The sequence below is a fragment of the Neisseria sicca genome (assembly GCF_017753665.1).
Classification (GTDB): domain Bacteria; phylum Pseudomonadota; class Gammaproteobacteria; order Burkholderiales; family Neisseriaceae; genus Neisseria; species Neisseria flava.
On the sequence record NZ_CP072524.1, the window covers coordinates 391,102 to 416,993 of the forward strand.

The 25,892-nt window shown below is 52.8% G+C and carries 27 protein-coding genes and 1 pseudogene; 15 read left to right on the forward strand and 13 right to left on the reverse strand.

Features of this window, described 5'->3' with window-relative positions:
* Positions 1–53 precede the first annotated feature (53 nt).
* Entirely contained in the window at positions 54–1,028 is a 975-nt protein-coding gene (locus tag J7445_RS01815) for a KpsF/GutQ family sugar-phosphate isomerase (protein WP_070655920.1), read from the reverse strand.
* Between the two features lie 135 nt (positions 1,029–1,163).
* Between J7445_RS01815 and tal the strand changes: the two genes are divergently transcribed.
* Complete coding sequence (gene tal / locus J7445_RS01820) at positions 1,164–2,219, forward strand: transaldolase (RefSeq protein WP_070655922.1); 1,056 nt, start codon at positions 1,164–1,166, stop codon at positions 2,217–2,219.
* Between the two features lie 250 nt (positions 2,220–2,469).
* Here the strand turns inward: tal and J7445_RS01825 are convergent, their stop codons facing one another.
* The 8 genes and pseudogenes from J7445_RS01825 to J7445_RS01860 all read right to left on the reverse strand — a co-directional run bounded on the left by J7445_RS01825 (position 2,470) and on the right by J7445_RS01860 (position 7,504).
* Entirely contained in the window at positions 2,470–3,300 is an 831-nt protein-coding gene (locus J7445_RS01825; RefSeq protein WP_070655923.1) for a symmetrical bis(5'-nucleosyl)-tetraphosphatase, read from the reverse strand.
* Positions 3,301–3,379: 79 nt separating this feature from the next.
* Positions 3,380–3,769 (reverse strand): RidA family protein, encoded by a 390-nt coding sequence (locus J7445_RS01830; protein WP_070655926.1) that lies wholly within the window; start codon positions 3,767–3,769, stop codon positions 3,380–3,382.
* 178 nt (positions 3,770–3,947) lie between these two features.
* Positions 3,948–5,123, reverse strand: coding sequence for a radical SAM family heme chaperone HemW (gene hemW / locus J7445_RS01835; protein ID WP_070655928.1), 1,176 nt, complete (start codon positions 5,121–5,123; stop codon positions 3,948–3,950).
* 58 nt (positions 5,124–5,181) lie between these two features.
* Positions 5,182–5,775 (reverse strand): RdgB/HAM1 family non-canonical purine NTP pyrophosphatase, encoded by a 594-nt coding sequence (gene rdgB, locus J7445_RS01840; protein WP_070655929.1) that lies wholly within the window; start codon positions 5,773–5,775, stop codon positions 5,182–5,184.
* A gap of 9 nt (positions 5,776–5,784) precedes the next feature.
* Positions 5,785–6,015, reverse strand: a complete 231-nt coding sequence (locus J7445_RS01845) for an NGO_0222 family membrane protein (RefSeq protein WP_003741840.1) — start codon at positions 6,013–6,015, stop codon at positions 5,785–5,787.
* A gap of 139 nt (positions 6,016–6,154) precedes the next feature.
* Positions 6,155–6,368, reverse strand: a pseudogene (locus J7445_RS01850) (HI_0552 family protein); the annotation flags it as partial.
* A 130-nt stretch (positions 6,369–6,498) separates the two neighbouring features.
* Positions 6,499–7,119, reverse strand: coding sequence for a DUF1269 domain-containing protein (locus J7445_RS01855; protein WP_003741838.1), 621 nt, complete (start codon positions 7,117–7,119; stop codon positions 6,499–6,501).
* Between the two features lie 154 nt (positions 7,120–7,273).
* Positions 7,274–7,504, reverse strand: a complete 231-nt coding sequence (locus J7445_RS01860; protein ID WP_019270290.1) for an NGO_0222 family membrane protein — start codon at positions 7,502–7,504, stop codon at positions 7,274–7,276.
* Positions 7,505–7,789: 285 nt separating this feature from the next.
* Here J7445_RS01860 and J7445_RS01865 point away from each other — a divergent pair, with 285 nt between their 5' ends.
* The 3 genes from J7445_RS01865 to J7445_RS01875 are packed head-to-tail and all read left to right on the forward strand — an operon-like array spanning position 7,790 to position 9,924.
* Positions 7,790–8,767, forward strand: a complete 978-nt coding sequence (locus J7445_RS01865; RefSeq protein ID WP_193618294.1) for a DNA polymerase III subunit delta' — start codon at positions 7,790–7,792, stop codon at positions 8,765–8,767.
* 19 nt (positions 8,768–8,786) lie between these two features.
* A complete protein-coding gene (locus tag J7445_RS01870) occupies positions 8,787–9,143 on the forward strand; it encodes a PilZ domain-containing protein (protein WP_003760734.1) in 357 nt (118 codons plus the stop codon).
* A gap of 4 nt (positions 9,144–9,147) precedes the next feature.
* The gene (locus J7445_RS01875; protein ID WP_193618289.1) at positions 9,148–9,924 is read left to right on the forward strand and encodes a TatD family hydrolase; all 777 of its coding nucleotides are present in this window, start codon (positions 9,148–9,150) and stop codon (positions 9,922–9,924) included.
* Positions 9,925–9,995: 71 nt separating this feature from the next.
* Here J7445_RS01875 and J7445_RS01880 read toward each other — a convergent pair whose 3' ends face one another.
* Positions 9,996–10,607, reverse strand: a complete 612-nt coding sequence (locus J7445_RS01880) for a CNP1-like family protein (protein WP_070656074.1) — start codon at positions 10,605–10,607, stop codon at positions 9,996–9,998.
* A 108-nt stretch (positions 10,608–10,715) separates the two neighbouring features.
* Here J7445_RS01880 and J7445_RS01885 point away from each other — a divergent pair, with 108 nt between their 5' ends.
* The 3 genes from J7445_RS01885 to pyrC all read left to right on the forward strand — a co-directional run bounded on the left by J7445_RS01885 (position 10,716) and on the right by pyrC (position 12,661).
* Entirely contained in the window at positions 10,716–10,940 is a 225-nt protein-coding gene (locus tag J7445_RS01885) for a sulfurtransferase TusA family protein (protein ID WP_039862876.1), read from the forward strand.
* Positions 10,941–10,953: 13 nt separating this feature from the next.
* The gene (locus J7445_RS01890) at positions 10,954–11,556 is read left to right on the forward strand and encodes an NMCC_0638 family (lipo)protein (protein WP_070655944.1); all 603 of its coding nucleotides are present in this window, start codon (positions 10,954–10,956) and stop codon (positions 11,554–11,556) included.
* Between the two features lie 70 nt (positions 11,557–11,626).
* Positions 11,627–12,661 carry a dihydroorotase gene (gene pyrC / locus J7445_RS01895; RefSeq protein WP_070655946.1) on the forward strand — a complete coding sequence of 345 codons (1,035 nt, stop codon included), beginning with the start codon at positions 11,627–11,629 and terminating at the stop codon, positions 12,659–12,661.
* A 319-nt stretch (positions 12,662–12,980) separates the two neighbouring features.
* Here pyrC and J7445_RS01900 read toward each other — a convergent pair whose 3' ends face one another.
* Together J7445_RS01900 and purL are read right to left on the reverse strand one after the other, a co-directional pair.
* The gene (locus tag J7445_RS01900) at positions 12,981–13,784 is read right to left on the reverse strand and encodes an HNH endonuclease (protein WP_146736208.1); all 804 of its coding nucleotides are present in this window, start codon (positions 13,782–13,784) and stop codon (positions 12,981–12,983) included.
* Positions 13,785–14,009: 225 nt separating this feature from the next.
* A complete protein-coding gene (gene purL / locus J7445_RS01905; RefSeq protein WP_070655948.1) occupies positions 14,010–17,906 on the reverse strand; it encodes a phosphoribosylformylglycinamidine synthase in 3,897 nt (1,298 codons plus the stop codon).
* Positions 17,907–18,362: 456 nt separating this feature from the next.
* Between purL and J7445_RS01910 the strand changes: the two genes are divergently transcribed.
* The 8 genes from J7445_RS01910 to J7445_RS01945 all read left to right on the forward strand — a co-directional run bounded on the left by J7445_RS01910 (position 18,363) and on the right by J7445_RS01945 (position 25,401).
* A complete protein-coding gene (locus tag J7445_RS01910; RefSeq protein ID WP_016687995.1) occupies positions 18,363–18,701 on the forward strand; it encodes a P-II family nitrogen regulator in 339 nt (112 codons plus the stop codon).
* Between the two features lie 170 nt (positions 18,702–18,871).
* A complete protein-coding gene (gene norM, locus J7445_RS01915) occupies positions 18,872–20,251 on the forward strand; it encodes a multidrug efflux MATE transporter NorM (RefSeq protein WP_070655950.1) in 1,380 nt (459 codons plus the stop codon).
* Positions 20,252–20,326: 75 nt separating this feature from the next.
* Positions 20,327–21,367 (forward strand): UDP-N-acetylmuramate dehydrogenase, encoded by a 1,041-nt coding sequence (murB, locus tag J7445_RS01920; protein WP_070655952.1) that lies wholly within the window; start codon positions 20,327–20,329, stop codon positions 21,365–21,367.
* A gap of 11 nt (positions 21,368–21,378) precedes the next feature.
* Positions 21,379–22,041 (forward strand): TetR/AcrR family transcriptional regulator, encoded by a 663-nt coding sequence (locus J7445_RS01925; protein ID WP_070655954.1) that lies wholly within the window; start codon positions 21,379–21,381, stop codon positions 22,039–22,041.
* 121 nt (positions 22,042–22,162) lie between these two features.
* Positions 22,163–23,014: a diaminopimelate epimerase gene (dapF, locus tag J7445_RS01930; protein ID WP_070655956.1), complete on the forward strand. Its 852-nt coding sequence runs from the start codon at positions 22,163–22,165 to the stop codon at positions 23,012–23,014.
* Positions 23,011–23,619 carry a hypothetical protein gene (locus J7445_RS01935; RefSeq protein ID WP_019270304.1) on the forward strand — a complete coding sequence of 203 codons (609 nt, stop codon included), beginning with the start codon at positions 23,011–23,013 and terminating at the stop codon, positions 23,617–23,619. Before dapF ends, J7445_RS01935 begins: the two co-directional genes overlap by 4 nt.
* Positions 23,620–23,745: 126 nt before the next feature.
* Positions 23,746–24,678, forward strand: coding sequence for a cysteine synthase A (gene cysK / locus J7445_RS01940; protein WP_019270305.1), 933 nt, complete (start codon positions 23,746–23,748; stop codon positions 24,676–24,678).
* Between the two features lie 210 nt (positions 24,679–24,888).
* Positions 24,889–25,401: a lipoprotein gene (locus J7445_RS01945; protein ID WP_019270306.1), complete on the forward strand. Its 513-nt coding sequence runs from the start codon at positions 24,889–24,891 to the stop codon at positions 25,399–25,401.
* Between the two features lie 67 nt (positions 25,402–25,468).
* Here the strand turns inward: J7445_RS01945 and J7445_RS01950 are convergent, their stop codons facing one another.
* Positions 25,469–25,867 carry a YkvA family protein gene (locus tag J7445_RS01950; protein WP_070655958.1) on the reverse strand — a complete coding sequence of 133 codons (399 nt, stop codon included), beginning with the start codon at positions 25,865–25,867 and terminating at the stop codon, positions 25,469–25,471.
* Positions 25,868–25,892 lie beyond the last annotated feature (25 nt).

A 25,892-nucleotide genomic window follows, 5' to 3' on the forward strand; every position in this document is an offset into this window, starting at 1 on the left:
ACCGGAAAGGTCGTCTGAAAACCTTGAATCAGGTTTCAGACGACCTGCTTGGACTACACAATCCGCGCCATCAGTAAATCGTGCATATTCAGCGCGCCGGTCAGCACGCCGTCGGCGTCGGTTACCAAAAGCCCGTTCACATGGTTTGCCTGCATGACTTTCAGGGCTTCGGTGGCGAGGCGTTCGGCGGGGATGGTTTTGGGGGAAGGGTGCATGATTTCATCGACGGTCAGCCCATCAAAGCGGTCGCGCTGTTGGAACAGACGGCGCAAATCGCCGTCGGTGAACACGCCTTTCAGACGACCTTGTTCGTCCGTTACCGCCAGCATACCCAAGCCTTTTTCGCTCATACTGACGATGGCTTCTTTTAAGGGCGTACCGAGTCGGACGGCAGGCAGGGCGTCGTCTTTGTGCATGATGTCGGCAACGCGTAGAAGCAGGCGTTTGCCGAGGCTGCCGGCGGGGTGGCTCAAGGCGAAATCGTCGGGCGTAAACGCGCGGGCGCGCAAAAGGACGACTGCCAATGCGTCGCCCAAAGCCATGACGGCGGTGGTGCTGGTGGTCGGGGCAAGTCCCAGCGGGCAGGCTTCTTTGGAAACTGACGCCGTGATGTGGATGTCGGCATGGCGCGCCATGGTCGAATCGGGGCGGGCGGTGATGCAGATGAGGGTGATGTTTTTGCGTTTGAGCGCGGGGATGATGGCGGCGATTTCGTCGCTTTCGCCGGAATTGGAAATCGCGACGACGACGTCGTTGTCCACAATCATGCCCAAGTCGCCGTGCGCCGCTTCCGCAGGATGGACGAAAAACGCGGGTGTGCCTGTTGAAGCCATGGTCGCCGCTATTTTGCGCCCGATATGTCCCGACTTGCCCATGCCTGTAATGACGACCCTGCCTTTGCAGTGCAACAACGCGTCTGCCGCGTGGACGAATTGTTCGTCCAATTCCGCCGCAATTTCGCGCAAGCCTTCCGCTTCGGTGTGCAACACTTCGCGCGCCCAATCGAGATATTGACCGTTTCCTGCCATAAATGAATGCCTTTTTGTGTTCGTTTTATATGATTTTGGACATGATGAAATGCCCTAATAAACTATCCAAATTTTCCGAATAGGGGTAGCATTACTGCCTGCTTCGCAAATAACCTATATTTAAAGGAATCAGAGATGACTATTTTATCGGACGTTAAAGCATTAGGACAACAAATCTGGCTGGACAACCTTTCCCGCTCGCTCATACAAAGCGGCGAATTGGCGCAAATGTTGAAACAAGGCGTGTGCGGCGTAACTTCCAATCCCGCCATCTTCCAAAAAGCCTTCGCCGGCGACGCGCTTTACGCCGATGAAGTCGCCGCCCTCAAGCAGCAAGACCTCAGCCCCAAACAACGCTACGAAACCATGGCGATTGCCGACGTACAGGCAGCCTGCGACGTTTGCCTTGCCGAACATGAATCCACCGGCGGCAAAACCGGTTTCGTCAGCCTCGAAGTTTCTCCCGAGCTTGCCAAAGACGCACAAGGCACGGTAGAAGAAGCCCGCCGTCTCCATGCCGCCATCGCGCGTAAAAACGCCATGATTAAAGTCCCCGCTACCGACGCAGGCATCGAAGCACTCGAAACCCTCATCGCCGACGGCATCAGCGTGAACCTGACCCTGCTGTTCTCACGCGCCCAAACCCTCAAAGCCTACGCAGCCTACGCGCGCGGCATCGCCAAACGCTTGGCAGCCGGGCAAAGCGTTGCCCATATCCAAGCCGTTGCCAGCTTCTTCATCTCCCGCGTGGACGGCGCGCTGGACGCCACGCTGCCCGATCACCTCAAAGGCAAAATCGCCATCGCCCTTGCCAAAGCCGCCTACCAAGACTGGGCGCAATACTTCGGCAGCCCCGAATTTGCCGCGCTGGAAGCCAAAGGCGCAAACCGCGTGCAGCTCTTGTGGGCATCCACAGGCGTCAAAAACCCTGCCTATCCCGACACGCTCTACGTTGACAGCCTGATCGGCGCACACACCGTCAACACCGTCCCCGACGCCACCCTCAAAGCCTTCATCGACCACGGCACAGCCAAAGCCACGCTGACCGAAGGTGTGGACGAAGCACAAGCGCAGCTTGCCGAAACCGCTGCGCTCGGCATAGATGTGGAAACCCTCGCCAACCGCTTGCAGGAAGACGGTTTGAAACAGTTTGAAGAAGCCTTCGACAAACTGCTCGCCCCGCTGGCTTGATTGTCAAACCGCGGGTAAGGCTTGCGGTTTGTCGATATAAAAGGTCGTCTGAAAACCTGAATTTTGGTTTTCAGACGACCTTTTTCATTTTTATAGTGGATTAACTTTAAACCAGTACGGCGTTGCCTCGCCTTAGCTCAAAGAGAACGATTCTCTAAGGTGCTGAAGCACCAAGTGAATCGGTTCCGTACTATCTGTGCTGTCTGCGGCTTCGTCGCCTTGTCCTGATTTAAATTTAACACTATATGAATTATTTCAAAGCCGTTTTCCAGTCCAAACCGCCGAGGGAGGAGACTTGGGTGATGCTGTGGTCGGCAAGGTTGATGGCGGTCAGTTCGCCGCCCCAAAGTGCGCCGGTGTCGAGGGAAAGGATGTTGTCGATGTTCATAAAGCCCAGCGACGACCAGTGTCCGAAGACGATGGTGTGACTGAGGTTTTGCCTGTTTGGGGCTTTGAACCAAGGGCGTAGGTTCGTGGGCATTTTTTTGAGGGTGGATTTGTAGTCGTAGTCGAGTTCGTTTTTCAGCGTCAGCGCACGCATTCGGGTAAAGACGTTGACAATCATGCGCAGGCGGTCGTAGCCGGTCAGGTCTTCGCTCCATTCGGCGGGTTTGTTGCCGTACATTTTGGAGAAAAACTTTTTGTATTTTTTGCCGCGCAGCTCGGCTTCGGTTTCGCTGGCGAGCAATTCGGCGCGGGCGATGGTCCATTGGGGCAGAATGCCAGCGTGAACCATAACATGGCGGACGCCTTTGATGAGCAGGGGTTGGAAACGCAGCCAGTCGAGCATTTTTTTGCTGTCGGTGTGGGTGAGGATGGGTGTGATGGTGTCGCTTCGCTTGACCGTGCCTTCGCCGCAGCCGACGGCGAGCAGGTGCAGGTCGTGGTTGCCGAGAACCATGCGGACGCTGCTTTCGTGTTCCATGCAGAATTGGAGGACTTCGAGGGATTTAGGGCCGCGGTTGACGATGTCGCCGACGAGCCAGAGGGTGTCTGTGCCGTGGTTGAAGTTGATTTTGTCGAGCAGAAGGGTGAATTCGTCGAAGCAGCCTTGAATATCGCCGATTGCGTAGTGTGCCATTGTTGTTATTGTCCGATTGTGTGTGGTGTTTCAGACGACCTTTGGCTTGTGGGAGGTCGTCTGAAACGGGTTGTGTGTCTTATGCGTTCAGTACCAGCACGGCTTCGGCTTCGACCTGCACGCCTTTGGGCAGGGAGGCAACACCGACGGCGGCGCGGGCGGGGAAGGGTTCTTGGATGAACTCTGCCATGACTTCGTTGAAGACGGCGAAGTTGGTAAGGTCGGTCAGGTAGGCGTTGAGTTTGACGATGTCGCCCAGCGTGCCGCCTGCGGCTTCGGCGACGGCTTGCAGGTTTTTAAAAACCTGGCGTGCTTCGGCTCGGAAGTCGCCGTTGCCGACAACGGTCATGGTGGCGGGATCGAGGGGGATTTGACCGCTCATGTAAACGGTGTCGCCCGCGCGTACGGCTTGGCTGTATGCGCCGATGGCGGCAGGGGCTTTGTCAGTGTGGATGATGGTTTTGGACATGATTTTCTCCTGTTGTCGGGGTCGTCTGAAAGATGGGAACTTTGATGAAAACGGTGTCGATTATCGTATAAAACCGAGTGATTGTGTAGGGTATGGATATTTTCAGACGACCTTAATGAAGCGGCAGTCTGCGGATGTTACGGTTTGGTGTATCAAGGTCGTCTGAAAAAATCCAATCTTACAAAAAGCATTGCAACAAATCGTTTAAAAACAACCGTCCCCGTTCGGTCGGGCGGAACACGGTCGGGTCGGTTTCCAGCAAACCTCTTTGTCTTGCCGTTTCGATTTGCGCCATGATTTTGGCGGCGGGTACGCCTGTGCGTTCCTGCAACATCGCGGCGGGTACGCCGTCGGTCAGGCGCAGGGCGTTCATCATGAATTCGAACGGCAAATCTTCGGCGGCAACGGTTTTGCGTTCGACGGCAACACTTGGCTGACTTTGCATTAAGGCGAGGTAGTCGTTGGGATGGCGGCGGCGGACGGTGCGCTCGATGCGGTCGGGGTAGGAGATTTTTCCGTGCGCGCCCGCGCCTATGCCTAAATAATCGCCGAACTGCCAGTAGTTCAAATTGTGGCGGCACTGCATGGCGGGTTTCGCAAAAGCCGATGTTTCGTAGTGGATAAAACCCGCGCCTTCCAGCGCGCCGTGTACCGCGTCTTCGATGTCGAGGGCGGCTTCGTCTTGCGGCAAACCTTTCGGCGGCGTATGACCGAACGGCGTGTTTGGCTCCATCGTCAGATGATACGCGCTGATGTGGGTTGCACCTGTGGCGATGGCGGTTTGCATGTCGCCCAAGGCCGTCTGAACGGTCTGGTTCGGCAGGGCGTACATCAAGTCGATATTGACTTTATCAAATAATTTCAAGGCGGTAGCTATGGCGGTTAAGGCTTCTTTGCCGTTGTGGACGCGCCCCAGCCGCGCAAGCATATCGTCGTTGAAACTCTGCACGCCAATAGAAAGCCGCGTGATACCTGCGTCTTTAAATCCTTGAAACTTCTCGATTTCAAATGTACCCGGATTGGCTTCCAAAGTAATTTCCGCTTCCGGCTGCAAGCGCAACAGCGAACGCACGCCGCTCAACAAACGGTCAATCGACTCCGCCTGAAACAGGCTGGGCGTACCGCCGCCGAAAAATATCGTTTCCACCGGCCTGCCCCAAATATTGGGCAATTCGAGCTGCAAATCGGTCAGCAGCGCGTCGATATAGGCGGCTTCGGGCAATCCGTTTTTCAGACTGTGGGAATTGAAGTCGCAATACGGGCATTTTTTGATGCACCACGGGATGTGGATGTAGAGTGACAGGGGCGGCAGGGCGGTGAGTTGTCCGGGGCGTTGGAAAGTGATTTGGGTCATGGTGTGCTTTTTGGGATTGAGGTCGTCTGAAATTTTTTCAGACGACCTATGGATTGATTTATAAGGCTTCAATTTTTCTCAACAATTCTCGCAACGCCTGCCCCCTGTGGCTTTCGGCGTTTTTGATTTCGGGGGCAAGCTCGGCGGCGGTGCAGTTGTGTTCGGGCAGGTAGAAATGAGGGTCGTAGCCGAAGCCGTGGGTTCCTGCGGCTTCTGCCTGCCATTGTCCGTGCCAAATGCCTTCGGCGATGATGGGCTGCGGGTCGTTTTCGTGGCGAACGAGGACGAGGACGCAGACGTAGTGGCAGCTTTTGTCGGCTTGGTCGGAGAGGTCGTCTGAAAGGCGTTTGTTGTTGGCGGCATCGGATTTGGGATTGGCTCCGGCATAGCGGGCGGAGAGGATACCGGGTGCGCCGTTTAATGCGGCGGCGCAGATACCGGAGTCGTCGGCGAGCGCGGGCAGGCCGCTGTGTTTGGCGGCGTGGCGGGCTTTGGCGAGCGCATTTTCGACGAAGGTGCGGTACGGCTCGGGGCATTCGGGCGTGTCGAACTGCGATTGCGGCAGGACTTCGATGTTCAAATCGGCGAAGAGGCGGGAAAATTCTTTGAGTTTGCCTGCGTTGCCGCTGGCGAGGACGATTTTGTCGAACATGGGTTTTCCTTAATGGGGTTCGGTTTGTTGCGAGCGCATGATTTGTGCGCGGGCTTTATGGCGGATGTAGAGGGCGAGGCTGCCGATTTGGGCGAAGACGGCGCCGAAGGCGAATAGGAAGGCGGCGACGGCGAATTGTTTGCTTTGGATGGAAAGCAGGTAGGCGCCCAACGTTACCAATGCGATGAAGAGCAGGGTGAAGAGGATGGTCAGAATGAGGAAGGTTCGGCGTTTGGTCATTGGTTTTGTTTGTTTCTTTTAGATTTCAGGTAGCCTTAACGGCAGATGGGGGAAGCTTGCTTCCGCTCACAGCCGCACATTGTGGCAGGCTTCGTACACTGGCAGCAGGCGGTGCAGGGTTTCGACTAGCCAGGTCGCGCTGCCAGCCGTTGCACCAGCGTTCGATATGCGGCGGGGCAAAGCCCGCGCCCAGTTGTGAGGCTACCTGTAAAACCAACGTGCGCCACACTTGCCACGCGGCTTTGTAGTCGGCCTTGCTTGGTTTGCGCTTCGGTTTCGGGCTGGTATTGGCGGATTTGGGCGAACTGGAAAAATGGGCGTTGGAATAGGTCGCAGCTTTGCGGGGTGAGCATGATGGTTTGGCGGGGCATGAAAAAGGGAGAGGCTACCTGAAAAATAGATTTTCAGGTAGCCTCAAACCGGTTTGGCATGCATCCGAAACGGAAAATTTGAGCGGTTACATACCTTGGGTTGGTGGCAGTGTTATTTCAACTTGGCTGCCAATTTGTCGAATTTTTGTTTGATGTCGGCCTTGAAGGCTTCCACTTTCTCTTTGCGCTCGGCTTTGCGCTGTTTTTTCCACGCTTCGTGTGCCTGACGTGCCACTTCTTCCTGCGCTTCTATTGCTGCCAATACGTCCTGTTGGGCAACGGCTGCATCTTGCCGGAGAATAACGGTTTTGAAACGGTGGAAGAAGGCATCCAATACAGCTTCGTCGGATTCTTGCGCCAAAATAATGATTGCAGTACTGCCGTTATCCAGTTTTTTGGCTGTATTTTCCAGCAACAACCCCTCTCCCAATGTTTGGGCAGTGCCTGCATCACTGCCGATGAGTGCGCCAGTAGCTCCACCCAACAGAACACCGATAGGACCGCCGAGAATGCCGACCAGTGAACCAATGAGGCCGCCCGTCCATGTGCCTTCGACCGTATTGGCGGTAAAGTCGGTGCTTTCTGCTGGGATAATCAGACCATTTTCCTTTTTAATCAAAACGGCTTGTGCCACCAAAGCATCTGTTGTCTGCGAGTAAGCTTTCAATTCAGAAAAGGCTTGATAAGCTTCGCTGGAGATGTTGAATAAGACAACGATGATGTTTTGTTTCATAAGTCTACTCCCGTGGGTTGAAAGATTTAAGAACATACAAGTTGTATGCGGTGTCAGTGTAAATTGCAAGGGGGGGGGGAACAATGCGGCAAACAAAACTTTACCTATGTAAAGCCTGTAGAACCGGCAAACGGATAACGAACAATACCCAGCCTTAATGGGATTCGGTTTGTTGCTCACGCATGATTTGTGCGCGGGCTTTGTGGCGGATGTAGAGGGCGAGGCTGCCGATTTGGGCGAAGACGGCGCCGAATGCGAACAGGAAGGCGGCGACGGCGAATTGTTTGCTTTGGATGGAAAGCAGGTAGCCGCCGAGCATGATGAGTGCGATGAAAATCAGGGTGAAAAGGGCGGTCAGCAGCAGGTAGGTTTTTTGTCGGTTCATGATTGAAAGGGTGAAAGTGAATGAGGCGGATTATAGCGCAGGCTGTTGTTTGAAATTTGAAAAAAGTATTGTGTGGATTTTGTTGTGATACACATTTTGTCAGGCAAACTGTGTGAACAGCCTGTGTATAAATCGGTTTGACGATTGATATACAAACAAAAAATCATGTTGCTTAAAAATAATGCACATCCGGCAAGGTCGTCTGCAACGGAAGCCGCTTTTCAGACGACCTCTAACATTTCCCTGTATAATCACGCTTTTGTTCAAACGCTTGTACTTTCTAATATGATTTATCCGTGGCATCAAAACCAGTGGCGGCAGCTTGCTGGCCATTGGGAAAACCGTCCGAACGCTTGGCTGTTTACCGGCAAGGAAAACACCGGTAAGACAGCGTTTGCGCGGTTTGTGGCGCAGGCTTTGCTGTGCGAATCGCCTCGGGAAGATCATCAGCCTTGCGGCGTATGCGCTTCGTGTCATTTGTTTTTGCAAAACAGCCATCCCGATTTTTACGAACTCACTCCTGAAATCCCCGAAGACAGTGCGGTCGGGCGAAAATTGTTGCAGATTAAAATCGATGCCGTGCGCGATATTGTGGAAAACATTTATCTGACGGCTGTGCGCGGCGGATTGCGGGTGGTATTGGTGCATCCCGCTGAAAGTATGAACGTGCAGGCGGCAAACGGCTTGCTTAAGGCTTTGGAAGAACCGCCGCAACATGTTGTTTTTTTGATGGTTACGCATGCGCGCGACAAGCTTCTTCCGACCATTAAAAGCCGTTGCCGCCAGATGGTTTTGCCCGCACCTTCGCGCGACGAAGCTTTGGCGTATCTTCGGAAAGAGGGTGTCGACGATGCGGAATCTTTGCTGGCTTTTCACAGCGGTGCGCCCTTGTTTGCCCATACGCCCGAAATGGATGAATTGCGCGAAGAGCTGCTCACTTTACTTGCTGCGCCGCGCCTGTTGACGATACTCGACTACGCCGCTGCGTTTGATAAATACAAGCAGCCGTTGGCAGTCTTCATCGATTGGATGCAGAAATGGCTGTTGGATGTCGGCTTGGCGCAACAACAAATGCCGCCGCTTTATTATCCCAATTACGCGCAGGCATTGTCGCAGACGGCTTCCAAAACCGATCCGTGCCGCCTGTTTGCGCTGACAGGTCGTCTGAACGCACTCAGCCCTTACGGATACCACACCTTGAGTGTTAAAATGCAGCTTGAGTATCTGCTGACTGAATATCTCGAATTTTGGCAAAACAAATAATTAGATAAGGTAAAACAAAATGGTAAACAACAATAAAGACATTCCGGCGAAAATGATGGCGTTGCAGCTTAAAGACCCGACTCTGCTCTACAACTGCTATATGCCGTTTCTCGAACACGGTGGACTTTTCGTTCCAACCGAAGACGTATTTTCATTGGGCGAAGACATCCTGCTCGCCGTTGAAATCGCCGATTACCCCAAACGCTTCCTGCCTACCAAAGTCGTTTGGATCAACCCCGCACGTACTTCCGCACACCGTCCTAAAGGCGTCGGACTGGCATTTTCCGAACACGAGAGCTGCCTTCAGGCGAAAACCCTGATTGAAGGCGAGCTGGGACCGAAACTGCGCAGCGACCGCGTCACCTTCACGCTTTAAAACTATGCATTTAATCGATTCGCACTGTCACCTCAATTTCGAAGGCTTAAGCAACCGCCTGCCTGAAGTGTTTGCCAACATGGAAGAACAAAGCGTCAAGCAGGCGCTTGCCATCAGCGTGAGCAAACAGAGTTTCGCCGAAGTCTTCGACATTGCCCAAGCCAATGAACAGGTTTACTGCACCATAGGCGTCCACCCCGACAGTCAAGAAGCCGAAGAATTTACCGTTGCCGAAATGGTTGAAGCGGCAAAACACCCGAAAGTCGTCGGCATAGGCGAAACGGGCTTGGATTATTATTGGTGCAAAGGCGATTTGGCATGGCAGCATCGCCGCTTTGCCGAACACATCCAAGCCGCCAATGAAAGCGGTTTGCCCGTGATTGTCCACACCCGCGATGCCGCCGCCGATACTTTGGCGATTCTGAAAGAAGGTCAAACCAACTCGGGCGTTATCCACTGCTTTACCGAAGATACCGCTTTCGCCAAAGCTGCCTTGGATTTGGGGCTGTACATTTCCTTCTCCGGCATTGTTACCTTCAAAAATGCCCCGCAAATTCAGGAAGCCGCCAAATATGTCCCTGCGGACAGAATACTGGTCGAAACCGATGCACCGTTTCTCGCTCCAGTTCCCAAACGCGGCAAGCCTAACGAACCTTCCTATGTCCGCTATACCGCCGAGTTTGTGGCGAAACTGCGCGGCGAATCTGTAGAAACGCTTGCTGCTTACACTAGCGACAATTTCTATCGTCTGTTCAATAAAGTACCTGATATCCGTATTTGATTCGAATGGAACAAAGGTCGTCTGAAAATGTTTCAGACGACCTTTTTTGATGTTTGAAACCGTCAAACGGCTTATTTGTCGTGGCGCACCATCTTCGGCGCGTAGCGTCCGGCGCGTTCTTTGAGGCGTTTGACCAGACCTTCGGTGGTGGTCGGTACGCCGTCGGTACAGAAGGCTTGGTAGAGGACGGCGCGCATCGCGTCGTTTTTGTTGAAGGTCGAGCCTATGGGTTTCCATTCGGCTTTGTGCGGCTCGATCCAGCGGCGGTTGACGGTGTCGCCGTAGCCGAACACTTTATAAGACGAGCGTTTGTCTTTGCCGTATGTGAAGGAAGAGCGGGCGCAGAAGAGGCCTTCGACGGTCAGGTTGTCATGGCCTTTGTCGGAACGCACATTCAGGATGTAGCGGATGCTGCCGTCGGGAGAGGGCATGATTTGCAGGCTGCTGAGGAGGATTTTGGGCTGTTTGACGTAGTCTTCGCTGACGTAGAGGTCGAACCAGTCGCCGGATTGGGTGTCGGGCAGGGGTGGGAGCGCGGTTTTTTGTTCGGCAAACTCGCGGGCTGCTGCTTCTTCGGGGCTTTCTTTGTAGCGTGTGTTGAAGGGGGTATCTTTTTCGCTGAATCCAGCGGCGTTGACTGCCGTGGCGGCGAGGCAGAGAGTCAGGAGGGCGAGACGGCGCATGGTTTGCTCCAAAGTGAAAAACGGCTTTATTTTATGGGTTTGGCGGGGTGGGGTGCAAGTAAGTACGGTATAATTCATGTTAATCCTGTTAACGGAACATCGGAAAATATGAACGCACACACCTTAGACTTGAAGGGGCTCAGATGCCCTTTGCCGATTTTGAAAACCAAAAAAGCCTTGGCGCAAATGCAGGCGGGCGAAGTCCTGACCGTGTTGGCGACCGACGGCGGCGCGCCCGGCGATTTTGAGGCGTTCTGCCGCCAGACCGGGCATGTCTTGCTCGAATCGCGCGAAGAAGACGGCGTGTTCACGCTGGTCGTGAAACACAAATAAAGGTCGTCTGAAAATGGTGAAACGTCCGATTTCAAGGCTTTTGACGCTTGCCGCTTTCTCCGTTTTATTGGCGGCGTGCGGCAGGGAGGAAGTGCCGCCCGAGCAGATGGCGGATCGTGCGAACGCGGCGGCGGAATTGTTCCGGCAAGGCTGCGTCGCTTTTGACGGGGCTGCCGATAGAGTGCGCTCTTTTGCCGATAATGAAAAGTTGACGGCTTTGAACGCGGAAGAAATCGGCAGGCTGCCCGCAGGTTTCATCGAGCTGGATGCGCTTGCCGTTTGGAAGAAAACGCAGGACGGCGCGGATTATTATTTGAGCCTGACCGGCGACAGTTGCAGCGTGAAGACGGCGCGTGCGGACGAAACCTTGATACGCAAGCAGTTTATGGTATTGGTCGAAAACCCGCCGAAGGGTTTGAACAACGAATTGCGCACCGATCAAGCGTCCGAATCGCCGATTCCGATCCGCCAGTTGTCCTATGCGTGGCGCGCTTCGGGCAGCTCGGAAGAAACCCTGTTGACCGTCAAAACCACCCCGTCCGACCAGTTGCCCGTACAGGCAGTGTTTTACCTGACGCATCAGTCCTACAACGGCAAGCCTGTTCTTGTGCAATAGCCTTTTCAGACGACCTTTAAGGGAGCATCAAGGGGTCGTCTGAAACCCAAAAATCTAAAAAGGAACACTCATGCAAACCCTGACCATCATCCGCCCCGACGATATGCACCTGCACCTGCGCGACGGCGACGCGCTCAAAGCCGTTGCCCCCTATACCGCCCGCCAGATGGGGCGCGCCGTCATCATGCCCAACCTCAAACCGCCCGTCGTCAGCGTTGCCGACGCGCTTGCCTACAAAGCGCGCATCATGGCGGCATTGCTCGAAGGCAGCGCGTTTGAGCCGTTGATGACGCTTTACCTGACCGACCAAGCCACGCCCGAACTTGTGCGCGAAGCCAAAGCAGCCGGCATCGTCGCCTTCAAACTTTACCCCGCCGGCGCGACGACCAATTCCGATTCCGGCGTAACCGACCTGTTCAAACTCATTCCTGTGTTGGAAGAAATGGCAAAACAGGACATCCTGTTCCTCGTCCACGGTGAAGTAACCGATCCCGAAATCGACATTTTCGACCGCGAAGCCGCCTTTATCGAGCGCGTGATGAAACCCGTTTTGGCGCAAGTGCCGAATCTCAAAGTCGTGTTCGAACACATCACCACCGCCGAAGCCGCCCGCCTGGTTTTGGAAGCAGGCGACAACGTTGCCGCCTCCGTGACCCCGCAACACCTCCTGCTCAACCGCAACGACCTCTTGGTCGGCGGCGTGCGCCCCCATCATTTCTGCCTGCCCGTACTCAAACGCGAAACCCACCGTCAGGCATTGGTTGCCGCCGTTACCGGCGAGAAGGCGCACAAATTCTTCCTCGGCACCGATTCTGCGCCGCACGCCAAATCCGCCAAAGAAAACGCCTGCGGCTGCGCCGGTATGTTCAGCGCCATGACCGCCATCGAGCTTTACGCCGAAGTGTTTGAAAAAGCAGGCGCGTTGGACAAACTCGAAGCCTTCGCCTCGAAAAACGGCGCAAGGTTCTACGGCATTCCCGAAAACACCGACACGATAACCCTCGTCAAACAAAGCCAAACCGTCCCCGCAAGCGTTCCTTATGGCGACGGCGAACTCGTCCCGATGCGCGCAGGCGGCGAGATAGGCTGGACGGTGGAATATTGAGCCGAACCTGATTGAACTGACGTATGAAAATGCCTGCCCGAAAAAGGGCAGGCATTTTGGTTTTATGGTGAATTCAAATGGAAAATACTCAATCATCGTCATTCCTGTGTAGGTGGGAATCCAAAAGTTTAGATTTACAGTAATCTTTAAATATTTCTGAAATGCAGAGGTCTGGATTCCCGCCTGCGCGGGAATGACGGCGGTCGGTTTGGTCTTTATATGCAAAAGGACGCAAAAAGGTCGTCTGAAAATAGGTATAGCGGATTTTGTGCCAACCCGTTTTCAGACGACCTTAAATCAACGGACTGTTCAACACTATCTATTTTTCTTTTTGGAAGACATGGTTGCGGTGATACTCGAAATATTTTTCGCTTTCAGGTTCGATTTTTAATTTCATATCGGGAGAAATTCCAAGCCGCTTTTGATTTTCCAGATCGATTTTCGGACTGATTTTTATCGTACCGTCGGCATCAAACGTAATCAGTCCGCTATCGAATAATGCGTCAATATTGGGTGCGAGCATCAGTCCATTGAAGGGATCTAACCTCTCTTCATTATTGCATTTGCTCCAAGGTTTGATATGGCTGGCAATAAGTAAAGACCGAACATCTAGACCTGTTAGCGGGCAGTTCGGATACAGTTCGAGTAGTTTTTGCCGGAATCTGCCTTGCCCTTGACGGGCTTTTATCAAAGTTTCAATTTCAGTTCGCTTTTCTGGATTAGTTTCGGAGGCTAAACATTCTTCGAGTTCGTCTATATCAGATTTTAAGGACAGGGCAGAAGCTACCTGAAAATTTGGTATTCCCATGAGCCGTCCTACCGGTAATCCGTTTTTCTTACAGGTTCCGCATGGAGTTAGTTCTCTTCTGTATTCATCCAGGCTCCATTTTTCAAGTTCTTCAATTGAGTTTGAGCAAACTTTGAAATATTTTCCAGTTGTGCGCCCCGGCCTTTTATTTAGTTGGTTACAATTAGCAAAATGTATTTTGGGATAATCTTTCCAAATCTTAGAAGGGTCTTTAGTTTGATCTATATTTAATACAAATCCATTTGGGTTTTCATCAATCCATTTAATATAGTCATCATCATTCGGCATGTTTTTAAAAATTACTATGTTAGACATAAGCTTCTCCAAATCTTTCTATAAATTCAATTAAGTTTATTTGTATATAGGTTCGGGACAAAAAATCTAGGCCGTCATTCCCGCGCAGGCAGGAATGACGGCGGTCGGCTCGGTCTTATACGCAAAAGAACATATAAAAGTCGTCTGAAAACAGATATAGCAGAATCCGCTAAATCGTTTTCAGACGACCTTTCTCTTTAAAGCCGAATCAAATCAGCCTGCCGGTTAACCCAACGCCTTCCTTGCTCCGGCAAAGAGGCGGTACCAGCCGGACAGTTCCGTCCAGTCTTCCGGTTTCCAGCTCATTTGCGCGGCGCGGTACACGCGTTCGGGGTGGGGCATCATGATGGTAACGCGGCCGTCGGCATTGGTAACGCCGGCGATGCCTTGCGGCGAGCCGTTGGGGTTGAGCGGGTAGGTTTGGGTAATCTGGTTTTGTCCGTCGACGTATTGCAGCGCGATGCCGAGATCCTCTGAAATTTTGCCGCCGTGAAGCGCGAAGTCGGCGCGGCCTTCGCCGTGGCTGACCACGACAGGCAGGCTGGAGCCTTGCATTTCGTTCAGGATCAGGGAGGCTGATTTGGGGACGTGAACCATGCTCAGGCGCGCTTCGAACTGTTCGCTCAGGTTGCGCTTGAACTTCGGCCAGCCTGCCGTGCCGGGGATGATTTCGGCGAGGTTGCTGACCATTTGGCAGCCGTTGCACACGCCCAGTGTCAGTGTGTTCGGGTCGGCGAAGAAGGCGGCGAACTGGTCGCGCAGGGCGGGGTGGAACAGGATGGATTTCGCCCAGCCTTCGCCCGCGCCGAGTACGTCGCCGTAGCTGAAGCCGCCGCACGCCGCCAGCATTTTGAAGTCGGCAAGGTGGACGCGGCCTGCCATCAGGTCGGACATATGCACGTCGTAGGCATCGAAGCCGGCGCGGGTGAAGGCGGCGGCCATTTCGATGTGCCCGTTTACGCCCTGTTCGCGCAGGATGGCGATTTTGGGTTTCGCGCCGCTGTTGACGAAAGGCGCGGCGATGTCTTCATTCACGTCGAATGTCACGTCGGCAAACAATGCGCTGCGTTCATTGTCGCCAATCAGGGCGAACTCGCTGTCGGCGCAGGCAGGGTTGTCGCGCAGGCGTTGGATGGCGTGGCTGGTTTCCTGCCATGCGCGTTGCAGGTCGACGCGATTTTGTTCCAACACGATACCTGCCTGATTGCGGATAACGATTTTTTCGTCAGAACCGATGGTGGCAACGGTATGCAAGGGCAGCGCTGCCGCTTTGAACAAGGCTTCTGCTGCTGAGACATCTTGTTTGGCGATTTGAATCACTGCGCCCAGCTCTTCATTGAACAATGCGCGTATGCTGGCTTCGTTGACATCGGCTTGGTTGGCAACCAGTGAGGTCAAATCCACATTCAAGCCGCACCGTGCCGCAAACGCCATTTCCGCCAGCGTCGCAAACAAACCGCCGTCGCTGCGGTCGTGATACGCCAAGAGTTTGTCTTCAGCGACAAGCTGTTGAATCACGTTGTAAAACGCTTTCAGACGACCTGTATCGTCCAAATCGGGCGCGTCGCCGCTCATATTGTTATAGACCTGACCGAACGCCGAGCCGCCCATACGCGCTTTGCCGAAGCCCAAATCGATAAACAGCAATACGCTGTCTTCGACGTCTTTCAATTCGGGCGTAACGGTTTTGCGCACGTCTTGAACCGGCGCGAACGCGGAGATAATCAGGCTCAACGGCGAAACGACGGATTTCTTGTCCGCGCCATCCTGCCAAACGGTTTTCATCGACAAACTGTCTTTGCCCACGGGAATGCTCAAATCCAATGCCTGACAGGCTTTGGAAACTGCTTCAACGGTGCGGTAGAGTTTTTCGTCTTCGCCCTCGTTGCCGCATGCCGCCATCCAGTTGGCGGAGAGTTTGATATTGCCGATGTCGCCGATGTTGACCGCCGCGATGTTGGTGATGGCTTCGCCGACGCACATTCTGCCCGAGGCGGGCGCGTCAAACAGGGCGACGGTCGGTTTTTCGCCCATAGACATCGCTTCGCCGCGATAGGTGTTGAAGCCCATCATGGTAACGGCGCAGTCGGCTACGGGGGTTTGGTATTTGCCGACCATTTGGTCGCGGTGGGTCATGCCGCCGACGCTGCGGTCGCCGATGGTAATTAGGAAGTTTTTGGAGGCTACGGTAGGCAGGCGCAGAACGCGGTAGGCGGCTTCGGTGATGTCGATATCGCCCGCGTTAAACGGTTTTTCAGACGACCTCACGGTTTTGTCGCTGCGCGTGGTTTTGGGCGGTTTGCCGAGCAAGACGTTCAGCGGCAAATCGACGGGATTGTTGGAGAACAAATCGTCGCGCACTTTCAAATGGCCGTCGTCAGTCGCCGTGCCGACCACGGCAAACGGGCAGCGTTCACGTTCGCAGATGGCGCGGAAGGTGTCCAAATCTTTTTCCAAAATCGACAACACATAACGCTCTTGCGATTCGTTGCACCAGATTTGCAATGGGTTGAGACCGTGTTCTTCCAGCGGGACTTCGCGCAGCTTGAATACTGCGCCGCGTCCGGCATCGTTAACGAGTTCGGGGAAGGCGTTGGACAAGCCGCCAGCGCCGACGTCGTGGATGGAGATAATCGGGTTTTTGTCGCCAAGCTGCCAGCAGCGGTCGATGACTTCCTGCGCGCGGCGTTCGATTTCGGGGTTGCCGCGTTGTACGGAGTTGAAGTCCAGAGATGCGTCGTTTGTACCGGTATTCATGGATGAAGCCGCGCCGCCGCCCAAGCCGATAAGCATACCCGGGCCGCCCAGTTGAATCAGCAATGCGCCTTCGGGGATTTCGTCTTTATGCGTCTGCTGCGCCTGAATGCTGCCCAAGCCGCCGGCAATCATAATCGGTTTGTGATAGCCGCGGACTTGACCGTCGAATTTTTCTTCAAAGGTACGGAAGTAGCCCAAGAGGTTCGGACGGCCGAATTCGTTGTTGAACGCTGCGCCGCCGATCGGGCCTTCAATCATGATGTCTAGAGGAGAAGCAATATGGCCGGGTTTGCCGTAGGCTTGTTCCCAAGGCTGCTCCAAGCCAGGGATATTCAGGTTGGAGACGGTAAAGCCGGTCAAGCCCGCTTTCGGACGCGAACCTTTGCCCGTTGCACCTTCGTCGCGGATTTCGCCGCCCGCGCCCGTTGCCGCGCCCGCAAACGGCGCGATGGCGGTCGGATGGTTGTGTGTTTCCACTTTCATGATGATATGCGTGTCTTCCTCGTGGAAGCGGTAGCCTTGGTTTTCCGCCGCATTCGGATAGAAACGCTCGATTTTCGCGCCTTCAATCACGGACGAATTGTCTTTATAGGCAACGACCGTGCCTTCGGGATGCGCGTTGTGCGTGTCGCGTATCATGCCGAAGAGCGATTTTGGCTGTTTTTCGCCGTTGAGGATGAAATCGGCGTTGAAGATTTTGTGGCGGCAGTGTTCGCTGTTTGCCTGCGCGAACATCATCAATTCAACATCGGACGGATTGCGCTGCAAAGCCTGGTAGTTTTCAACCAGATAATCGATTTCGTCGGCTGAAAGTGCCAAGCCCATTTCGGTATTGGCTTTGACCAATGCCTCTTTACCGCCGCCCAAAACATCGACGCTGGAGAAAGTTTCGGATTCGAGATGGTGGAATAATTTGGAGGCCGTCTGAAAATCGGGCAATACGGATTCGGTCATGCGGTCGTGCAGCAAAGCCGCCCATTGCTGTTTCTGTTCATCATTCAGACAACCTTCCAGCCACACCGCCATGCCGCGTTCGATGCGCTCTATGCCTTCCAAACCGCAGTTTTCGGCGATATTGGTCGCCTTGGAAGCCCACGGCGAAATCGTGCCCAAACGGGGCGTTACCAAAAATAAATGCAAGCCCTCGCGCGCTTCGGGCGTTTGTTCAACGCTTTGCGCCGCCAACAAGGCTTGCAGTTTTTCGACAGTCGCGGCATCCAATGCTTTCTCGCTGCCGACAAAATACCAAAATTCGCTTTTCAGTTTCACTTCGGGCAGACCGAGTGCGGCTGCTTTTTGCAAGAGTTTTTCAACACGGAAATCGGAAAGGGCGGTAACGCCGCGCAAGGGCAAAACAACAGACATAATTCAGCTCTCAAATGCGGTTGGGAAAGGCCGTATTATACGCCGAATGGGTCTGGGTTGCTTGGTAATTTGGGTTAAAATGTTGACAATTTTTCAGACGACCTGTGGTCGGGGAAAATGTAGGGGTCGTCTGAAAATATTAAGGGATAAGGGTTTTATCTGTTTTTCTGATTTTCGTCGGAAGTCGGGTATGTGGAAAATTTTAGGAAGTAGGGGTGGGCAACTGCTTCCGTATGTCTTTATATCAAATGCCGTCATTCCTGCGCGGGAAGGAATATAGAAGTTTGGATTTACAGTAGTCTTTAAATATTTCTGAGCAGAGATTTGGATTCCTGCCTGCGCGGGAATAACAGCTTTCGGCAAATTGCCGCATCGCCGAGTGAACCGTACCGCTTATCGTTTCCCTGCTGCTTCTGTTATATTTGCCATTTATTCTTATTCCAATCGGAGTGTGCCATGAAAAAAATCGAAGCCATCATCAAACCCTTCAAACTCGACGATGTGCGCGAAGCCCTTACCGAAATCGGCATCACCGGCATGACCGTCAGCGAGGTCAAAGGGTTCGGCCGTCAGAAAGGGCATACAGAAATCTACCGCGGCGCGGAATACGCCGTCGATTTTCTGCCCAAAGTCAAAGTCGAATTGATTATTGCCGATGAAGATGTCGAACGAGTGATTGACGTTATTATCGAAAACGCCCGTTCCGGCAAAATCGGCGACGGCAAAATCTTTGTGCTGCCTGTGGAAGAAGCTATCCGCATCCGTACGGGCGAACGCTCTGAGGCGGCGATTTGAGGGTTTTCAGACGACATTGAGGGTGTTTAAGGTCGTCTGAAAGGTTTCTGGCTGTCCATCAACCGTTGTTTCCAATATAATTCCGTTTTCAAATCCCATACGGAACAGGCCGTCTGTTTTCAGACGACCTGTTTCTTTATTTCCGCTTTTTTAAAGTTCTACAAACACTTATGCTGCTCGACCTCAACCGCTTTTCCTTTTCCGTCTTCCTGAAAGAAATCCGCCTGCTGACCGCCCTTGCCCTGCCCATGCTGTTGGCGCAAGTCGCACAGGTGGGTATCGGTTTCGTCGATACCGTGATGGCGGGCGGTGCGGGTAAGGAGGACTTGGCGGCGGTGGCTTTGGGCAGCAGCGCGTTTGCCACGGTTTATATTACCTTTATGGGCATTATGGCTGCGCTGAACCCGATGATTGCCCAGCTTTACGGCGCGGGTAAAACCGGTGAAGTGGGCGAAACGGGGCGGCAGGGGATTTGGTTCGGGCTGATCTTGGGGATTTTCGGCATGGTATTGATGTGGGCGGCGATTACGCCGTTCCGCAACTGGCTGACCTTGAGCGATTATGTGGAAGGCACGATGGCGCAGTATATGTTGTTCACCAGTCTGGCGATGCCGGCGGCAATGGTACACCGCGCCCTGCACGCCTACGCTTCCAGCCTGAACCGCCCGCGCCTGATTATGTTGGTCAGTTTCGCGGCGTTTGTATTGAACGTGCCGCTGAACTATATTTTCGTTTACGGCAAATTCGGTATGCCCACTTTGGGCGGTGCGGGCTGCGGACTGGCGACGATGGCGGTGTTTTGGTTCAGCGCGCTGGCATTGTGGATTTATATCGCTAAGGAAAAATTCTTCCGCCCGTTCGGACTGACGGCAAAATTCGGCAAACCGGATTGGGCGGTGTTCAAACAGATTTGGAAAATCGGCGCGCCCATCGGGCTGTCTTATTTTTTGGAAGCCAGCGCGTTTTCTTTTATCGTGTTTTTGATTGCGCCTTTCGGCGAGGATTATGTGGCGGCGCAGCAGGTCGGCATCAGTTTGTCGGGGATTCTCTATATGATTCCGCAAAGCGTCGGCTCGGCGGGGACGGTACGCATCGGCTTTTCATTAGGACGGCGCGAATTTTCGCGGGCGCGTTATATTTCCGGCGTATCGCTGGTCTCGGGCTGGGTGCTCGCCGTGATTACCGTGCTTTCCTTGGTATTATTCCGTTCTCCGCTGGCAAGCATGTACAACAATGATCCGGCGGTTTTAAGCATTGCTGCCACCGTCCTGTTGTTCGCCGGCTTATTTCAACCGGCAGACTTCACCCAATGCATCGCGTCCTACGCCCTGCGCGGCTATAAAGTCACAAAGGTGCCGATGTTCATCCACGCCGCCGCCTTCTGGGGCTGCGGCCTGCTGCCGGGCTACCTGCTCGCCTACCGTTTCGATATGGGCATTTACGGCTTCTGGACGGCATTGATCGCCTCGCTCACCATCGCAGCCATCGCCTTAGTGTGGTGCTTGGAATTGTGCAGCAGGGAGATGGTCAGATCGCATAAGGTCGTCTGAAAACTCCGCCAATTAAAATATGAAACTATGGGCTGAAGCCCGCCACTGACAATACCCATTTTAAAGTTTAAACCCATGCAACCCATCCAATACCAAACCGACCTCACCCCCTACAACACCTTCGGCCTTCGCTCCCAAGCCCAAGCCTTTATCGCGCTCGAACACGCCGACGAGTTGCGCGACATCGTCCGACTGCCCGAGTTCGACCGCGATACCGTTTTATGGCTAGGTGGCGGCAGCAACATCCTTTTGATGCAGGATTACGACGGACTGGTCGTACATATGGAAAACAAAGGCATACGCGAGATTGCGCGTTCAGACGACCTCGTTTACATCGAAGCGCAGGCGGGTGAAATCTGGCACGATTTTGTCCTGCACACCGTCGCGCAGGGCTTGAACGGGCTGGAAAATCTGAGCCTGATTCCGGGCACGGTCGGCGCGTCGCCCGTGCAGAACATCGGCGCATACGGCGTGGAGGCAAAAGACGTGATTCACAGCGTGCGCTGCTTCGATTTGGATACGGAAACCTTTGTCGAGCTTGCCAATGCCGATTGCCGCTTCGCCTACCGCGAAAGCCTGTTCAAGCAGGAAGGCAAAGGGCGTTATGTGATTGTTTCGGTCGTGTTCGCCCTGAAAGAGCGTTTCGAGCCGAATTTGGGTTACGGCGATTTAGCAGCGGCTGTTGCCGAACTGAGCGCGGGCAGGATGCCGGCGGCGAAAGACGTTTCCGATGCAGTGTGTGCAATCCGCAACAGTAAACTGCCTAATCCTAACGTACTTGGTAATGTCGGCAGTTTCTTTAAGAACCCCGTCGTCAGCGCGGAAAAAGCCGTTTCCCTGTTGCAGCAGCATCCCGATATGCCGCGCTATCCGCAGCCCGACGGTTCGGTCAAACTCGCCGCCGGATGGCTGATCGACCAATGTCGTCTGAAAGGCTTCCAAATCGGCGGTGCGGCGGTACACGACCGGCAGGCTTTGGTTTTGGTGAATAAAAACAATGCCTCTTCAGATGACGTCTGGAAGCTGGCGCAACACGTCTGCAATACAGTATTTACTCGATTTCAGGTAGAATTACACGCCGAACCTAATTGGCTGCCCGCTTCGTTCAGCCTATAAATCCAAGGAGTATGCCCGTGACCCGCATTGCAAAAACCAATACTTACACCCGCATCATCGACGCCAGCCTTGCGCTCTTCAACGAGGAAGGCGAGCGCAACATCAGTACCAACCATATCGCGGCGCATTTGGGCATCAGTCCGGGTAATCTCTATTACCACTTCCGCAACAAAGACGAAATCATCGTCCAGCTCTTCAAACGTTACAGCGAAGCCCTGCTGGCATACCTGAATGAAGCCGTATTGCCGTCTGATGTGGAAGACTCCATTAACTATATGGCGGGCATTTACGACGTCATGTGGGAATACCGCTTCCTCTTTAGCGACGTGAACACCCTGCTTGCGCGCAGTGCCGAACTATTGGGCGAACACAATACCTTCACCCAAGCCAAAGTCTCCCCGCTCTTGGTCAACCTGCTCACCCAGCTCAACGGCCTGAACATCATCCAAGCTGACCAAACCGCCATGAACGACCTCGCCGTCAATATGTGGATGGTCACGAAATACTGGTTCGACTTCGACAGCTCCCTGCGCGGGCGTACCAAACTGACCGAAGACTCCAAAGCACGCGGCGTCCGTCGTACCTTAAGCCTCCTGCGCCCCTACCTCTTGCCGGAACACCGCGAGGAATACGACCGAAGAATTACAGCGGCATCCGATATTTTACAATCATAATCATTGGAACAGGGCTAAAGGTCGTCTGAAAAAAGATGATGCGTCAAATCTCTGTCTGAGTATCCATGCCTAGTTGCCAATATCTAAAAACATCTCAATTCGATTACAAACAGGAAAACTGATGAAAACCTTGAAATTTACCAAAATGCACGGTTTGGGCAATGATTTTATGGTGGTAAACGGTATCGGGCAGGATTTTGATCCGCTGACTGCGCCGCTTGCCGAATGGTCCGACCGTTTTAGAGGAGTGGGCTTCGATCAGTTGCTGCTGGTGGAAAAGCCGTCTTCCGATGCGGTGGATTTCCGTTATCGTATTTTTAACTCGGACGGCAGCGAGGTGGAGCAGTGTGGCAACGGTGCGCGCTGTTTTGCCCGATTTGTGGCTGATAAAGGTTTGACTAATAAAAAGGAAATTCTGGTTGAAACGGCTAAGGGTGTGATTATTCCCAAGCTGTTGGATAATGGTTTGGTTACCGTGAATATGGGCAAACCGCGCTTTACGTCGTCTGAAATCCCGTTTGTACCGGTTCCTGACGAGGCGGAAGATGCTTTGACGCATATGGTGATGGTCGGTTTGGAGACAGTACAGGTCAGTTGTGTGAATATGGGCAATCCTCATGCTGTGATTGTGGTCGAGGATGTACAGACTGCGCCCGTGGCTCATTGGGGCGAGGCCATTGAGTCGCACGAACAGTTTCCGGAACGTGTCAACGTCGGCTTTATGCAGATTGTCGATAGGGAGTCTATCCGCCTGCGCGTATTTGAACGCGGCGTGGGTGAAACTCAGGCTTGCGGTACGGGGGCTTGTGCGGCTGTGGTTGCGGGCGTCCGTTTGGGGCTGCTGGCAGAAGGCGTGCCTGTGAAGGTTTCGCTGCCGGGTGGGGATTTGTTTATTACTTGGTCGGATGGTGAGGACGTTTTGATGACCGGTCCTGTTCAAACGGTATTTGAAGGCGAGTTGCAGTATTCATGATTTGGACGAATTTGGATTTTCTCGCTGTTGTTGCTTATGGACTGGTGTTTTTTGGATTGATTTTCCGCGCTGAAATGTTCCAGTGGTTTTGGGCTTCGGTTGTTTTGTGGCTGGGTGTGTCGATTTTGGGATCGCAGCTTTTGCCGGGGATATGGGGGATTACCCATGTCGGTCCGTTGTTTGTCCCGCATTTTTATCTGACTTTTGCCAGTGTGTTTTTCTTTGCTTTTCATTGGAAAAAGCAGGCGGATACTGATTTTTGGCAGGCGGACTTACGGCATCCGTTTTTGAGTGTGTTTGCTGTCAGCAATGTGCTGATGACTTTGGCTTTTGTGTCGATTATCGCTATATTGTATTTTATGCTGCCGGGCCGTTCTTTGGCTTTTACGTTGCCGGCTTTGTTGAAATTGTACGCGCTCAAGCCTGTTTATTGGTTTATTTTGCAGTTTGTTATCATGACCGTTTTTTATCTGCACCGCAGAAGCATTGCCAAGCAGTCGCCGGCGGTGTTCAGTAAGGCGCAACTCAGGTTGGGCTGGCTGATGGCTTTGGTCATGCAGGTTTTGGTAACAGGAGCTTTGGTCGGAGAAATCGGGCTTCATTAAGAAAAAAAATTTTGCGAATCAAGCCAAACAACCAAAAGTTATAAAGAAAGAAATATTCGATATTGGTTTTTCAGACGACCTGTCCTTAATATACAGGTCATATCACATCAAAATCTGGAGTAGAAAATGAAGATTGCAAACAGCATAACCGAGCTGATCGGCAACACCCCGTTGGTCAAATTAAACCGTCTGACTGAAGGCTTGAAAGCCGAAATCGCTGTCAAACTGGAATTTTTCAATCCTGGCAGCAGCGTGAAAGACCGCATTGCCGAAGCGATGGTCGAAGCCGCTGAAAAAGCGGGCAAAATTGGTAAAGATACCGTGATTGTAGAAGCGACCAGCGGTAATACGGGTATCGGTTTGGCAATGGTGTGTGCGGCACGCGGCTATAAGCTGGCGATTACCATGCCTGAAAGCATGAGTAAAGAACGCAAAATGCTGCTGCGTGCATTCGGTGCTGAATTGATTTTGACTCCAGCGTCCGAAGGTATGGCAGGGGCGATTGCAAAAGCCCAAGCCTTGGTGGACGAACATCCGGATACTTATTTCATGCCGCGCCAGTTCGATAACGAGGCAAATCCTGAAGTACACCGCAAAACAACTGCGGAAGAAATTTGGCGCGATACCGACGGTAAAGTCGATATTTTTGTGGCGGGTGTCGGTACGGGCGGTACAGTTACCGGCGTAGGCGAAGTGTTGAAAAAATACAAACCCGAAGTCAAAGTTGTTGCCGTCGAGCCTGAAGCCTCTCCGGTGTTGAGCGGTGGTGAAAAAGGTCCGCACCCGATTCAAGGCATTGGTGCCGGTTTCATTCCTACCGTATTGAATACCAAAGTATATGACAGCATTTCCCAAGTCCCGAACGAAGCGGCATTTGAAACTGCCCGTGCGATGGCGGAAAAAGAAGGTATTTTGGTCGGTATTTCTTCCGGTGCGGCAGTATGGAGTGCATTGCAGCTCGCCAAACAGCCTGAAAACGAAGGCAAACTGATTGTCGTGCTGCTGCCTTCTTATGGTGAACGCTATCTTTCTACGCCTCTGTTTGCCGATTTGGCATAGTAGGGTTGAGAGAAAATAAGTGATAAAAAAGACCGCTTTGGCGGTCTTTTTTCGTGGTTTCGTGGTTTCGTGTTTTGGTGTGGTACAAAAATAAATTTAAGGTGTCATATCATGTAAAGATTGGAATGTAAGGCGAAAGTTGTTGTAATTCAGTCAACGGAAAAAGTCAGATTGATATAGAATTTGGTTATCTGGATAATCCTGATTATAATGGTAGACATGAAAAAATATATCCCCATCTTATTTGCGTTGGCGGCACTTGCCGGTTGTGAGACCATTTATGTCCCAAGCTTGCAAGAAGTGCCTGTCCGTCCGACTAATGTTAAGCCTAATGTTAAAGCGAATAAGGCTGAAAAACCTGCAGCGTTCAGTTTGGCTTCTTCGCATTGGAGTGATGTTTCAAAAATCCGCGATGAGGCAACGCGCTTGAGTTATCAGGTCAGCCAAGGAAAAATGACTAAAGTTCAAGCTGCGCAATATCTGAACAAGTTCCGCATTCAGCTTGTCGGCCGTAATGTCGTGGATGACAGCGTATATGAGGTTTATCTGCGTTCTGCCGTTGACAGCCAACGAGGCGAAATCAATACCGAACAATCCAAGCTGTATATCCAAAACGCTTTGCGCGGTTGGCAGCAACGTTGGAAAAATATGGGCAACAAACCTTCCAATCCGGCGTTTACCAACTTCCTAATGGAAGTAATGAACATGACTCCGTTGAAATAAGTTTCACATTTCAAATAAAAGGTCGTCTGAAAATTTTCAGACGACCTTTTGTTTTGGATATGGATATTTATGATGTCTTACGCAGCAACTTTTCGGTTGCGACTCTTGCCCGTTCTTTAATGTCTTCGGTCAGGTAGGTTTTCATCTGGCTATACACCAAAGTAATGACGGCAATGTCGTCACTGAATCCCAAAGGACCAAGCAAATCGGGAATGCTGTCGATAGGGCTGAGGAAGTAAACCAATGCGCCGACAATAATCATCTTGGCTCGTCTGGGCGTGTGCGGGGAGTCCCAAAGATAATACAGCGCATACAACTGACGGACGATGGGTTCGCCTAATCGACCTGCAAAACGGGCGAGTTTGTTGAGAAAGCCCGTTTTGTTCAAATTACGCCTTCTGAATTTTGGGATAAAGTTTTCCGGATCGGAAGACCGGGTGTATTGTTTTTCTTCGGAGTGTTTCATACAAGCCTCGCTGTAAATGAGTGGA

Bases quoted from the DNA above. Each gene is read 5' to 3' on its own strand.
- J7445_RS01815 (WP_070655920.1), bottom strand. From the start codon at position 1,028: ATGGCAGGAAACGGTCAATATCTCGATTGGGCGCGCGAAGTGTTGCAC.
- tal (WP_070655922.1), top strand. From the start codon at position 1,164: ATGACTATTTTATCGGACGTTAAAGCATTAGGACAACAAATCTGGCTG.
- J7445_RS01825 (WP_070655923.1), bottom strand. From the start codon at position 3,300: ATGGCACACTACGCAATCGGCGATATTCAAGGCTGCTTCGACGAATTC.
- J7445_RS01830 (WP_070655926.1), bottom strand. From the start codon at position 3,769: ATGTCCAAAACCATCATCCACACTGACAAAGCCCCTGCCGCCATCGGC.
- hemW (WP_070655928.1), bottom strand. From the start codon at position 5,123: ATGACCCAAATCACTTTCCAACGCCCCGGACAACTCACCGCCCTGCCG.
- rdgB (WP_070655929.1), bottom strand. From the start codon at position 5,775: ATGTTCGACAAAATCGTCCTCGCCAGCGGCAACGCAGGCAAACTCAAA.
- J7445_RS01845 (WP_003741840.1), bottom strand. From the start codon at position 6,015: ATGACCAAACGCCGAACCTTCCTCATTCTGACCATCCTCTTCACCCTG.
- J7445_RS01855 (WP_003741838.1), bottom strand. From the start codon at position 7,119: ATGAAACAAAACATCATCGTTGTCTTATTCAACATCTCCAGCGAAGCT.
- J7445_RS01860 (WP_019270290.1), bottom strand. From the start codon at position 7,504: ATGAACCGACAAAAAACCTACCTGCTGCTGACCGCCCTTTTCACCCTG.
- J7445_RS01865 (WP_193618294.1), top strand. From the start codon at position 7,790: ATGATTTATCCGTGGCATCAAAACCAGTGGCGGCAGCTTGCTGGCCAT.
- J7445_RS01870 (WP_003760734.1), top strand. From the start codon at position 8,787: ATGGTAAACAACAATAAAGACATTCCGGCGAAAATGATGGCGTTGCAG.
- J7445_RS01875 (WP_193618289.1), top strand. From the start codon at position 9,148: ATGCATTTAATCGATTCGCACTGTCACCTCAATTTCGAAGGCTTAAGC.
- J7445_RS01880 (WP_070656074.1), bottom strand. From the start codon at position 10,607: ATGCGCCGTCTCGCCCTCCTGACTCTCTGCCTCGCCGCCACGGCAGTC.
- J7445_RS01885 (WP_039862876.1), top strand. From the start codon at position 10,716: ATGAACGCACACACCTTAGACTTGAAGGGGCTCAGATGCCCTTTGCCG.
- J7445_RS01890 (WP_070655944.1), top strand. From the start codon at position 10,954: ATGGTGAAACGTCCGATTTCAAGGCTTTTGACGCTTGCCGCTTTCTCC.
- pyrC (WP_070655946.1), top strand. From the start codon at position 11,627: ATGCAAACCCTGACCATCATCCGCCCCGACGATATGCACCTGCACCTG.
- J7445_RS01900 (WP_146736208.1), bottom strand. From the start codon at position 13,784: ATGTCTAACATAGTAATTTTTAAAAACATGCCGAATGATGATGACTAT.
- purL (WP_070655948.1), bottom strand. From the start codon at position 17,906: ATGTCTGTTGTTTTGCCCTTGCGCGGCGTTACCGCCCTTTCCGATTTC.
- J7445_RS01910 (WP_016687995.1), top strand. From the start codon at position 18,363: ATGAAAAAAATCGAAGCCATCATCAAACCCTTCAAACTCGACGATGTG.
- norM (WP_070655950.1), top strand. From the start codon at position 18,872: ATGCTGCTCGACCTCAACCGCTTTTCCTTTTCCGTCTTCCTGAAAGAA.
- murB (WP_070655952.1), top strand. From the start codon at position 20,327: ATGCAACCCATCCAATACCAAACCGACCTCACCCCCTACAACACCTTC.
- J7445_RS01925 (WP_070655954.1), top strand. From the start codon at position 21,379: ATGCCCGTGACCCGCATTGCAAAAACCAATACTTACACCCGCATCATC.
- dapF (WP_070655956.1), top strand. From the start codon at position 22,163: ATGAAAACCTTGAAATTTACCAAAATGCACGGTTTGGGCAATGATTTT.
- J7445_RS01935 (WP_019270304.1), top strand. From the start codon at position 23,011: ATGATTTGGACGAATTTGGATTTTCTCGCTGTTGTTGCTTATGGACTG.
- cysK (WP_019270305.1), top strand. From the start codon at position 23,746: ATGAAGATTGCAAACAGCATAACCGAGCTGATCGGCAACACCCCGTTG.
- J7445_RS01945 (WP_019270306.1), top strand. From the start codon at position 24,889: ATGGTAGACATGAAAAAATATATCCCCATCTTATTTGCGTTGGCGGCA.
- J7445_RS01950 (WP_070655958.1), bottom strand. From the start codon at position 25,867: ATGAAACACTCCGAAGAAAAACAATACACCCGGTCTTCCGATCCGGAA.